The sequence below is a fragment of the uncultured Flavobacterium sp. genome (assembly GCF_951805225.1).
Lineage (GTDB): Bacteria > Bacteroidota > Bacteroidia > Flavobacteriales > Flavobacteriaceae > Flavobacterium.
Window position 1 is genome coordinate 2,112,949 of sequence record NZ_OX638201.1, and the last position, 12,459, is coordinate 2,125,407.

At 32.5% G+C, this 12,459-nt stretch carries 10 protein-coding genes; 8 read left to right on the top strand and 2 right to left on the bottom strand.

The window, feature by feature from the left end; translation table 11 throughout:
- Nucleotides 1-161: 161 nt before the first annotated feature.
- Nucleotides 162-1,175 carry a zinc-binding alcohol dehydrogenase family protein gene (locus WN975_RS08705; RefSeq protein ID WP_337966193.1) on the bottom strand — a complete coding sequence of 338 codons (1,014 nt, stop codon included), beginning with the start codon at nucleotides 1,173-1,175 and terminating at the stop codon, nucleotides 162-164.
- A gap of 303 nt (nucleotides 1,176-1,478) precedes the next feature.
- On the opposite strand from WN975_RS08705, the gene WN975_RS08710 reads away from it, so the two are divergent.
- The 7 genes from WN975_RS08710 to WN975_RS08740 all read left to right on the top strand — a co-directional run bounded on the left by WN975_RS08710 (nucleotide 1,479) and on the right by WN975_RS08740 (nucleotide 10,405).
- Nucleotides 1,479-2,156 (top strand): response regulator transcription factor, encoded by a 678-nt coding sequence (locus WN975_RS08710; RefSeq protein ID WP_337966194.1) that lies wholly within the window; start codon nucleotides 1,479-1,481, stop codon nucleotides 2,154-2,156.
- Complete coding sequence (locus WN975_RS08715) at nucleotides 2,153-3,511, top strand: HAMP domain-containing sensor histidine kinase (protein WP_337966195.1); 1,359 nt, start codon at nucleotides 2,153-2,155, stop codon at nucleotides 3,509-3,511. Before WN975_RS08710 ends, WN975_RS08715 begins: the two co-directional genes overlap by 4 nt.
- Nucleotides 3,512-3,608: 97 nt before the next feature.
- Entirely contained in the window at nucleotides 3,609-4,895 is a 1,287-nt protein-coding gene (locus WN975_RS08720) for a TolC family protein (protein WP_337966196.1), read from the top strand.
- 31 nt (nucleotides 4,896-4,926) lie between these two features.
- Complete coding sequence (locus tag WN975_RS08725; RefSeq protein ID WP_337966197.1) at nucleotides 4,927-6,015, top strand: efflux RND transporter periplasmic adaptor subunit; 1,089 nt, start codon at nucleotides 4,927-4,929, stop codon at nucleotides 6,013-6,015.
- A 34-nt stretch (nucleotides 6,016-6,049) separates the two neighbouring features.
- Nucleotides 6,050-9,160, top strand: coding sequence for a CusA/CzcA family heavy metal efflux RND transporter (locus tag WN975_RS08730; protein WP_337966198.1), 3,111 nt, complete (start codon nucleotides 6,050-6,052; stop codon nucleotides 9,158-9,160).
- Nucleotides 9,161-9,233: 73 nt separating this feature from the next.
- The gene (locus WN975_RS08735; protein ID WP_337966199.1) at nucleotides 9,234-9,797 is read left to right on the top strand and encodes a hypothetical protein; all 564 of its coding nucleotides are present in this window, start codon (nucleotides 9,234-9,236) and stop codon (nucleotides 9,795-9,797) included.
- Nucleotides 9,798-9,952: 155 nt separating this feature from the next.
- Nucleotides 9,953-10,405, top strand: coding sequence for a GNAT family N-acetyltransferase (locus WN975_RS08740; protein ID WP_337966200.1), 453 nt, complete (start codon nucleotides 9,953-9,955; stop codon nucleotides 10,403-10,405).
- 172 nt (nucleotides 10,406-10,577) lie between these two features.
- Here WN975_RS08740 and WN975_RS08745 read toward each other — a convergent pair whose 3' ends face one another.
- Entirely contained in the window at nucleotides 10,578-11,414 is an 837-nt protein-coding gene (locus WN975_RS08745) for a helix-turn-helix transcriptional regulator (RefSeq protein ID WP_337966201.1), read from the bottom strand.
- 100 nt (nucleotides 11,415-11,514) lie between these two features.
- Here WN975_RS08745 and WN975_RS08750 point away from each other — a divergent pair, with 100 nt between their 5' ends.
- Entirely contained in the window at nucleotides 11,515-12,444 is a 930-nt protein-coding gene (locus tag WN975_RS08750) for a 2-dehydropantoate 2-reductase (RefSeq protein ID WP_337966202.1), read from the top strand.
- Nucleotides 12,445-12,459: the final 15 nt, after the last annotated feature.

A 12,459-nucleotide genomic window follows, 5' to 3' on the forward strand; every position in this document is an offset into this window, starting at 1 on the left:
AATGGCTTTAGCCGAATAAACATATTTGGCTAAAATCATTTTATCATTCAAACAAAACCTCCAGCTAAAGCTAAAGGCTAATCAAAACTTTGTGACTTCGTGTCTTTGCGAGATTATATTAAAACAACCTATAAAAGCTTCCTTTTTCTTTTATTAATCACTTAAAACTTAATCGCAATTTTACCAATTGTTTTTCCGGATTCTAACAATTGATGTGCTTCTTTGAAGTTTGCAACCGTCAAACCATTCAACGTTGTTTTTAGTGTAGACTGAATAGTTCCGTTATCTAATAAATTGGCTAGTTTATTTAAAATATGATGTTGTTCGATCATATCTTCTGTTTGAAACATGGAACGCGTAAACATTAACTCCCAATGAAAACTGGCGCTTTTACCTTTTAATTGACGAAGATTTACAGACTCTACAGGATCACTAATAGAACCAATATGTCCTTGAGGTTTTATCAACTCCACAAATGCATCCCAATATTGATTTACATCGACAAAGTCTAAAATAAAATCTACATTTTGGAAACCTGCATTACGAACTTCTTCTACCAAATTTCTGTGATTTACGACAAAATCGGCACCTTGTTCTTTACACCAATCAATAGATTCAGAACGAGAAGCTGTTGCAATTACGGTTAATCCGGCAATCTTTTTTGCCAACTGAATTGCGATCGATCCTACTCCGCCTGCTCCACCAATTATTAAAATAGTTTTACCTTTATCTTTTTCCGGATTAATACGAATTCTGTCAAATAGAATTTCCCAAGCTGTTAATCCGGTTAATGGAATTGCAGCGGCTTCTTCTATCGAAATTGATTTTGGTTTATGACCAACAATGCGTTCATCAATAATTTGATATTCGGCATTACATCCTTGTTTATTAAGATCTCCGGCATAATAAACTTCGTCGCCAACTTTAAACAAACTTACTTTATCACCAATCGCTTCCACAATTCCAACGGCATCCCAACCAATAATTTTTGGCGTTTCGAGAACGGTATCTTTTGCACTATTTTGGCGTATCTTAAAATCTACCGGATTTACAGAAACTGCTTCAATTTTTACTAATAAATCGTGTGATCCCGGAACTGGTTTTGAAGTTTCAAATTCAATAAAACTATCTTCCTTTTCTATTGATAATGAGGTTTTAAATCCTATTGCTTTCATATTATTTATCTTTTTATTTAAACTTACACTACAAAGTTACATACAAAGAAGCCTTTTGAAATTGTACAAATGCACTATGATTCTGTACATCTTTATCGTTAATTAGCTTTGCTAAATTTCAATAAAATAATGAAGTTCAAGAATCTTCTTTTCTTAGAAATTCAATTTTAACAACGATTGCCATAATTAAATCCTATTTTTGATATTCCTTTCAGGCAATTTGTCAAGCAACTTCATCTTTTTTATTAATGAATTAAACGCCTAATTGCCATATAAAACTATTGTAACCTTATATTTTTAAGTATGAATGTTCTACTCATTGAAGATGATAAACGCATTAGCGAATTTATTGTAAAGGGTTTAGAAGAAAACAATTTTACGGTACATCTGGCAGAAACCGGCGAAATTGCCCGAGAACTTGTCCAAAATGATACGTGGGATATTATTCTAATGGATATTATGCTTCCGGGAATTGATGGCATTCAGCTAACTAAATTAATGCGTTTCAAGAAAATTCATACGCCAATATTAATGCTCAGCGCACTTAGTGATACTGATGATAAGGTAAATGCGCTCGATTCTGGTGCCGATGATTATTTGGTTAAACCTTTCCATTTTAAAGAATTAATTTCGAGAGTAAACGCTTTGACACGAAGAACCAAATTTAATTACGACAAGGAAGAAACTTTATACACGTTAGGAAGTTTAACCATAAATCCCGAAGAACACAAGGTTGCCGAAAATGACGAATTGATCGATTTATCTCCAAGAGAATATAAATTGCTGTTGTTTTTATTAGAAAACAGAAACAAAGTAATGTCCAGAACGCAAATCTTAAACGCTGTTTGGGGCATTAATTATGACAATAATACCAATGTTGTGGATGTATATATTTCTTATTTGAGAAACAAAATTGAGCAAAACCATAAATTTATCCATACCATAAAAGGAACCGGATATATGCTTAAAGAACAATCATGAAAATACGTAATCGGTTTACATTAATATCCTCTTTCACTTTTAGCATTGTATTTGTCATTGCTTCAATCATCACGTATTTTTCATTCTATAGTTATTCTGAGAAAATTGTTTATAATGAACTTCAAAAAACGTGTTTGTTAACTGGGATTTTTTACCTTGAAAAAGACGAATTACCGCAAAATCAACATTTGATAATTGGTCAGCAATTCCGCGAAAATTCACTCGAAATTATTACGCGTGTTTACAACAAAAAAAATCAGATTGTATTCGGTGATAAAGAAGAAGATCAAAACATAAATGCAGAAAAACTGGATTACATTCGAAAGAATAGAAAACTAAGTTTTAAATCTAATCATCATTTTTATTTTGGAAGTTTTTATCATGATAATCAAGGTGATTTTGTTGTTTTTGTAAAGAAGAATGATGTCGAATTTAAAACCATTACAAACAGATTATTAATCATTATGATTCTGGTTTTAATTTCTGGATTAATCACGATTTATATTGTAAGTCGCTTGCTTTCGAATCTTGCTTATAGTCCAATCAAAAACATTATCAATCAAGTAAATGACATCGAAGCTTCGTCTCTTGATCGACATATTGTTTCGCCAAATACCAAAGATGATATTCAGGAATTAATAGAAACGTATAACAATTTATTTAAGCGACTTTCGGACACATTTATCATTCAGAAGAATTTTATAAACTATGTTTCGCACGAATTCAAAACACCTTTAACTGCAATATCCGGAAATCTCGAAGTATTTGCTCAAAAAGACAGAACGAGCGCAGAATACAAAGAAATGTCTGAAAAAGTATTAGAAAATGTGTATCAAATCGAAGATACAATGAACACGCTTATGTTACTTTCGGGATTAAAAGGCAACACAGAATTGAACGAAATTTTCAGGGTCGATGAACTAGTTTGGGATATAAACGATCAATTACCCGAAGTTCATAAACTGAAAGATGCTCAGATACAAATTGCTATTGAAATTGTAAACGATAAACTTCTTTCTATAAAAGGAAAGAGCAACGAAATCAAAATTGCTTTGTATAATATTATAGAAAATGCCGTGAAATATTCGAACGGAAATCCTATAAAAATAAGTTTATTACAAGAGAATAATCAGCTTAAAATTGTAATCGAAGACCACGGAACCGGTATTAGCGAAGACGACTTAAAATTCATCAAACAAACTTTTTACAGAGGTAAAAATGTTAATGATATAAAAGGAAGCGGCGTTGGACTTTCTTTGGCAAACATTATCTTCAAACAAAACAATATCGCTTTTACAATTACTTCAAAAAAAGACATCGGAACTACTATAACACTACTATTTCCGCCACTCTAATCGTTTTCTAATGTAGTTCCAACTCCTTTCTAACTGACATCAAATTAAGGTTTAATATGCCGCAGATAGCTTTGCAACATATTAAAAACAACTTAATTTGAAACGTATACTTTTAACCCTGCTCGTTATTGTATCGCACAAAAGTGTGGCGCAAATTGCTACAATAAACGATACAATTGTTCTTTCCCGAACTCAAGCTGAGGCTTTGTTTTTGGAAAAGAACATTTCTCTTATTTCCGAAAAACTAAACATCGACATTGCTGATGCGCAAGTTATTCAGGCAAAATTATGGCCCAACCCTACTCTAACTGTTGGAGAAATCAACCTTTGGCACAATGCTACCGCTTCACGAGTTCCGGCTTTGTGGGGAAATTTTGGTACTACTTCTCAAGTCAATGCAGAGCTTGAACAACTTGTTCAAACCGCAGGCAAAAGAAAAAAACTGATTGCCATGGAAAAAGTTGGTGTTGATATTGCCAAAGAATATTTTAAAACTTTCTTACGCAATCTAAAAATCGAGTTTAGAGGTAATCTTACTGAACTCCAATATACGCAAGAACAGGAAGCTATTTATAAAAAGCAGCTTTCGTCAATGCAAACTTTATTGAAAGCTTACGCTAATCAAGTAAAACAAGGAAATGTTGGCAAAGGCGAATACATTAGACTAAAAGCTACTGAACTACAATTCGTAAAAGAAATTGCTGATCTTAAAAAAGAAAACAATTCATTGCAAAAAGAACTTAAAGTCTTAATGAATCTTCCGGCTACAAGCTTTATCAAACTTACAGATGAAGGTTTTGTTCCTGATAATAAAAATATCGATAACATCAATCTGGGGAATCTTATGGCTTCGGCTGTAGAAAATCGTCCTGATATGAAGGTTATTAAACTTGGAAATGATTACAACGATAATAAATATAAATATGAAAAGGCAATGCGAACGCCAGACGTTACACTTGGTGTAAGTTACGATCGTGGTGCAAGTACAATGAATGATTTTGTGGGACTTGGTTTTTCGCTTGATCTTCCGTTTTTTAATAGAAATCAAGGAAATATTAAAGCGGCTAAAATTGCAATCGACCAAGGTAAATTACTTGCAGAAGAAAAAACTATAAGCGTTCAAGCAGAAGTTTTACAATCTTATGAAGATTTAATTGTAACCAAAAAATTATACGAAAGTGTCGATGCTAATTATGAAGCAGATTTAGACAAACTTCTGGAAAGCTATCACAAAAACTTCATGCAAAGAAACACAAGCATGTTGGAATATCTTGATTTTGTTGATGCGTATTTAGACAACAAATCGATTCTCTTAAACTCTAAAAAAGATCTTAATAAAAATCTTGAAGAACTGCGTTATATCGCCGGTCAGGAAATCAATTAAATCTAATTCTCTAAAAATAATAACAAACATAATGAAGAAACTTATTTTACTCCCGATACTTGGGTTAATGCTCGTTTACGGATGTGGCAAAAAAGAAGAAATCAAAGATACAAAAGAAGAAAAATTTTGTATTGACAAAGACTTAAAAGAAAAAATCACGATCGAACCTGTACAAAAACGTGCGGTTACTGAAGCTATAAACCTTACGGGAAATATAACTTACAACGGAGATCACGTAGTTCAGTTTAATAGTCTTGTTGAAGGTATTATAACCAAAACTACTTTTTCATTGGGTGATTATGTGAGAAAAGGACAAGTTCTGGCTGAAATAAAAAGTACAGAATTGAATAATATGCAATCTGAGAGTAAATCGTTTCAATCTCAAATAGCAGTCGCACAACGTAATTTGCAAGCAACCAAATCAATGTTTGATGATGGAATTGCTTCTCAAAAAGACCTTATGCAAGCGCAAAGCGAACTAGATGTTTTAAGATCTTCTCTTGAAAACGTAAAAGCAAATCTTGCCATGTTTAGTGCAAGAAGCGAAAGAGCCGTTTTTCAGATAAAAGCACCAACTGAAGGATATATCGTAGCAAAAAATATTAGTCCCGGAATGCAAATTACAGATTCAAGCGAACCTCTTTTTACCATTTCTGACCTTAAAGAAATCTGGGTTTTGGTAAATGTATATACCAGTAATCTGAAAAACGTAAGCGAAAATATGTTGGTCGATGTTACAACTCCTGCTTATCCCGGAGAAGTTTTTAAAGGAAAAATAAAAATGATGTCCAAAGTTTTTGACGCTGATGAACATGTTTTAAAAGCACGAATTGTAATGGAAAATCAAAACTTAAAATTAAAACCAGGAATGACCGCTGATATTAAAATTGACAAAAGCAAAGGAGGCGAAATGTTAGCTTCGGTTCCTGCAAAAGCTGTCATTTTTGATAATAATCGTGATCATATTTTGATTTATAAAGATGATTGTACGATTGAAGCGAGAGAAATTAATCCGGTTATAAAAAACAATGATTGGGTTTATTTTGATAAAGGAGTTAATGAAGGTGAAATGGTGATTACTAAAAATCAACTGTTAATTCACGAACGATTAAAAAACTAATTATCCCAAAAAACGGATAAATACCATACAAGACATGAAAAAATTTGTACAAGGTCTGGTTGCTTTCTCGCTAAAAAACTCCCTTATAGTTTTTTTCCTGACAGCCATACTACTAGTCGCCGGAATAGTTAGCTATATCCACACGCCCATCGAAGCATTTCCCGATGTAACGAATACAAGAGCAAGAATCATTACACAATGGCCGGGAAGAAGTGCCGAAGAAGTAGAGAAATTTATCACGCTTCCGATTTCGAAACAAATGAATACAATTCCTAAAAAAGCGCAAGTACGTTCTATTTCGCTTTTTGGATTATCAGTTGTAACTGTATTATTTGATGATGATGTCGAGGATTTTTACGCACAACAATATGCTTCAAATCGCCTTAACGGATTAGATTTACCTGAAGGTGCAGATGTTGATATTGAACCTCCATCCGGAGCAACGGGTGAAATCTTTAGATATGTAATCAAAAGTGATTTGCCAATTAAAGAAATCAAAGCCATTCAGGATTGGGTAATCGAAAGAGAACTAATCGCTGTTCCGGGAGTTGCTGATGTTGTAAGTTTTGGTGGAGAAGAAAAAATCTTCGAAATTAAAATTAATCCAACGCAACTTGAAAATTATAATCTATCTGCGCTTGATGTTTACGAAGCTGTTTCTAAAAGTAATGTAAACGTTGGTGGAGATGTTATTCAGCGTGGAGATCAGGCTTATGTAGTAAGAGGAGTTGGATTAATTAATAAAGTCGAAGATATTGGTAATATTTTAATCGAAACCAAAGGATCTTCACCAATATTAGTAAAACACGTTGCCGAAGTTTCAATTTCTGCTAAACCAAGATTAGGACAAGTTGGTTTAGATGGCGATGATGATGTTGTAGAAGGTATTGTAGTGATGTTACGTGGCGAAAATCCGGGTGAAGTAATCAAGAGACTTAAAGATCGTTTGACCGAACTTAACGAAAGAGTTTTACCGGATAATGTAAAAATAGTTCCGTTTATTGATCGTACTAAATTGGTAGATACAACGGTAAAAACAGTTACTAAAAACCTTGTCGAAGGTATATTATTGGTATCGTTAATCGTATTTATTTTCCTTTATAACTGGAGAACGTCATTGATTGTAGCTTCTGTAATTCCGCTTTCGTTTTTGTTTGCAATTGTAATGTTGCGAATTCAGGGATTACCGGCGAACTTAATTTCTATGGGAGCGCTGGATTTTGGATTGCTCCTCGAAGGAACATTGGTTATCGTCGAACAAGTCTTTGTATCGCTCGAGAAAAAAGCGCATAAAGTAGGAATGGAACGCTTTAATAGTATGAGCAAAATGGGACTTATCAAGAAAAGTGTTGGTAGCGTAGCGACTTATATTTTCTTTGCCTTGATCATTTTGATTGTGGCTTTAATGCCTATTTTCTCTTTCACTAAAGTGGAAGGAAAAATGTTCTCCCCCCTAGCCTTTACGTTAAGTTATGCATTATTAGGATCGTTGATTTTATCACTTACATATGTTCCCGCAATGTGTAAAGTCATGCTGACGAAAAACATTGTCGAGAAAGAAAATATGATTTCGCGTTTCTTTAGAGAAAACCTTTTTAAACTTTTTAAATGGAGCACGAGACATCGCAAAACAACATTATATGCATTTTTAGGTTTATTGGCAATATGTTGCGCTAAGTTCGCTTTTTATGGTTCAGAATTTATTCCGAAATTGAATGAAGGAGCTATTTATGTACGAGCCACTTTGCCTAATAGTATCAATCTTGATGAAGCCGTAAGACTTACAAAAGAAATGAAAGGTAAAATCAGGAAATTTGAAGAAGTAAAATTCGTCCTGACACAAACCGGACGACCAAATGACGGAACAGATCCAACCGGATTTTTTAATATTGAATTACACATCGAATTAAAACATCAGGACGAATGGAAACGTGACATTAGTAAAGAAGAACTGATTGCCGAAATCAAGAAAGAATTTGATGTATATCCCGGAATTGGTTTTGGATTTAGTCAGCCAATTCAGGATAATGTTGAAGAATATGTTGCGGGAGTAAAAAGTCCGTTGGTGATTAAAATTTTCGGAAATGATCTTTTTCAATTGGAAGAAATGGCAGCAAAAGTGGCTAAATCTATCAAAGATGTAAAAGGAATTGAAGATATTAATGTCTATAAAAATATCGGTTTACCCGAATTAAGAATTCAGCTTGACGATGAAAAAATGGCGCGTTATGCCATTACAACTGCCGATGCGCAAGCCGTAATCCGAATGACAATTGGAGGTCAAGCCGCGACAAAATTCTATGATGACGAAAAGATCTTTGATATCACTTTGCGTTTTGAAAAAGAATATCGTGACTCAAAAGAAAAAATTGAAGACATTTTGATTCCGACTATGAATGGTAAAAAAGTTCCGTTAAAAGAAATTGCTACTGTAGAATACAAAACGGGACCAACTTTTATTTATCGTGAAGGAAACAGTAGATATATTGCCGTAGGTTTTAGTATTGAAGGACGAGATTTAGGAAGCACAATCGACGAAGCTCAGAAAAAAGTAGCTGCCGAAGTAAAACTTCCAAAAGAAAATACAATGAAATGGGCAGGAGAATTTGAAAGTAAAGAAAGAGCATCAAAACAATTGGCAATGATTGTTCCTGTAGTTTTAGTATTGATTTTATGCTTGTTATATTTCAACTTTGGGAATTTCAAAGATACATTAGTTGCCATTAGCGCAATGCCTTATGCTTTTATTGGAGGATTCTTATCGCTTTGGGTAACCGGAACTGTATTTGGAATCTCAGCCGGAATTGGTTTTATTATTCTGTTTGGAGTCAGTGCGATTGATAGTATTGTCCTCATAGGAATGATTAGAGAAAATATGCGAGCCGGAATGCATTTAAAAGACGCAATCTCAAACGGAATTTACAGCAGAATTCGTCCTATTGTAATGATCGCACTTATGGGATCTTTAGGATTATTACCAGCCGCATTATCAACCGGAATGGGTTCTGAAGTTCAAAAACCATTAGCGATCATGATTGTTGGTGGATTAATAACCTGTATGTTTTTATCATTGACGGTATTACCTCAAGTATTTTACTTGGTATATCGCAAAAAAGACGCTGGTTATATTGATCCAAAATCTTAATCAAATCTCAAATACACCTTTGGACAATATGTTTAAAGGTGTATTTTTTTATTATAGCCAATAACTACTTATCATGAAATACAGCTATTATTTTGCGATAATTTCCTTCTTATTAATTTCGTGCGAGTCTAAATGTCCTATTGAAATTAAACAAATTGAATCTAAAGAAATGGTACAAATTATTCCAAGTTCAGTAAAAGACAGTGTTATTATATCGATCCCAACAGAATTTGAAATAAGAATAAATTCTTCGGTCAAATATATTACCTGGCATTATGTTGGTGATGGAAAAACCCAATGGAATGATGCTTTTGATTATCAGATTTATGAAGCATCGCCCTTAGATCAATTGGATATTTATGAAATATTCGCGCAAAAAAAGATTCGGATTATTAAAAAAGAAAGAAAACATCTTATCACTCTAAAAGAAGCTTTATCGTTATTAAAGAAATACAATGCTCAATCTTTGGATAATTTAAAGTTTGGAGAAACCATAAAACTAAACCCTTATAATAAATTCAAAAAAGAAAATAAAAGGATGATTGATGATTTTAGAAAAATTAATGATTCGATTAAATTTAGAGTTATGAAAGGAGATGGAAGCTTTTTTTATTTGCGTAAAAAAATCGATTGGTAATTTTTTCAAATATTTATAGCGACAATCTATATAAATAAATCTTAAAATTTAAATTTCGTTTTGAATATATGTAGTTAACTACGTAAATTTGTCTAAAATTATTCTCACGTCTAGATATAACTTAACTCGACAGTGATTTAAATACAAAAAAACGAATGAAAAATAATATTCCTCAAAGCTCTTCAGAAAATACAATTAACATTGAAAAAGTTGAAAATCAGAATCAAATTGAAACAGCATTTGCCATTAGAAGACAAGTTTTTGTAGAAGAACAAAACGTGTCACCAGAACGCGAATCGATGGATGATGATGAATCAATTCACTATTTAGCAACAGTAAACGGGGAACCAGCCGGAGCCGCACGATATCGAAAAATGGAAAAAGGCGCTAAAATTGAAAGAATTGCGGTTCTAAATACTTTTCGTGGAAAACGAATTGGCGAAGCAATTTTATTAAAAATTCTAGACGATTTAAAAAACGAACAGAAAGTATATTTATACGCTCAGGTAAATGCAAGTCAGTTTTATATTAAAAACGGATTCAGACAAACCGATAATTATTTTCTAGATGCCGGAATTGAACACGTTGAAATGGATTTTATAAAATAAACAATTCTTTCTAATAAACTGGATTAAAATCCAGCTCTACAATATTTATCATTCCTTCGGAATTTTATATTCTATATGGTTATGCTTCTAAATAATTTCAAGATGAAAAAGAGCCAAAGGCTCGGCCTATATTGTAGGGCTGGACTTTAGTCCAGTTTAATAAGAATTCCGATTATGAAATGGTCAAAGATTTTTTAAATTGTGATGGTGATGTTCCCGTGCTTCGCATAATGAATTTATTAAAATGACTGCTATCAATAAATCCCAAATCATTGCTGATTTCTGAAAAAGTCAGATTGCTTTTGCTTAGTTTTTCCGTTACAACTTTAAGTTTTGTTTGTTCGATATAATCTCTTAAAGTAATGTTTAAGTGAGTTTTAAAATATTCGCCAATGTAGTTGATCGAAACATTAAAATGATTGGCCATTTCTTTTTTCTTCAGCAAATGCGGGTTCGCAATATTCGATCTGATATAACTTAAAATAGTATCGATCTTTAAAACTTCGGTGGTTTGAAATTCTAAATTGCTTTCGTTTATGGTTGCATTTCTTCGGATTATTTGAATTAATGACATCATCAAGCTTTTGATTATAATTTCGTTTTGACCTTTTGGTTTGGCCACTTCATCGAGTATTTTTAGAATAACAATTTCACAAAACATTTTATCTTCTTCCAGGAAAATTAGATTTCCATTGGTTTGATTGTGGTAATAAAACAACTTCTCGATTTCTTCAATTTCTTTTTTATTCGAAAAAAAGTTAGGCAAAAACCGCAGACAATGAAACTTTGTTGGTTCCAGTGTTTTGAAAGAATGATAATCCTTTGGCGTAAGCAAATAAATATCATGCTTTTGATAATTATGAGGAATCGAATTTAATATATGATTTCCGGTTCCGTATTCTATATATAGTAATTCGAAAAAATTATGTCGGTGTACTTCCTTTTTCCAAGTAAGTTCTTCGACCGAATAAATTTCGAAATCTTTGTATATAAAAAACGTGTCTTTCATAATCCTTAATTTTTACAAATATAACCTATATTTTTACATCAATTAATGATCATGAACCTATTTACTTTGCATGAGGAATTAAAACTCAAAATACTACAATATGAACTCAGATACAATAAAAATAGGAATTCTTGGAATTGGTGGAATCGGCGGATTTGTTGGTGCACCTTTAGCCAAAAAATATAAAAATACTTCGACAAACATTATATTTATATGTCGCGGCGAAACTAAAAAAGCAATTCAAAACGACGGTTTATTATTTGAATCGAAAGGCACAACTGAAACTATATTTCCGGATTTAGTATCAGATAATCCAACGGAAATTGGTATTCTGAATGTATTGATTCTTACCTGTAAATCTTATTCTATAAACAATATATTAGAAACTTATAAAGATTGCATAAACGACGAAACAATCATAATCACTTTACAAAATGTGGTTAATGCCAAAGAAATAATTCAGAAAACTTTACCAAAAGTTAGTCAGATTATGGAAGGTTGTATTTATGTAGCTTCGAATGTAAAGAAACCAGGAAATGTTCAACATCTTGGCGGACCTGGAAAAATTTTCGTTGGAGGAAAAGAAAACAAAAACTTAATCGATTTATTAGTTGCCGGAGGTTTAGACATTACTTATGTTGCCAATATCAACGAAATATTATGGAAGAAATATTTGTTTGTTGCGCCAGTTGCTGCAATAACATCGGCGTATAAAGTTACGTTTGGTCAACTTCTGGAAGATCAAAATCTAATGCACATTCTGGAAAATATGATGATTGAAATTCAATCACTCGCTGCAAAAAACAATATCATTTTGACGAATGAGGATATTCAAACTTCTAAAGATTTATTGACCAAATTTCCATTTGAATCTAAATCATCTCTTCAGTTGGATTTCGAAAATCATAATCAAACGGAGAAACAATTTTTAGTGGATTATGTTATTGAAAATGCTAATGAATACGGAATTGAAACTCCTTATTATAATGGTGTTAACGAAAAAACAAATACTCTTTATGGGGTTTCTTAATGAAACTTCATTGTA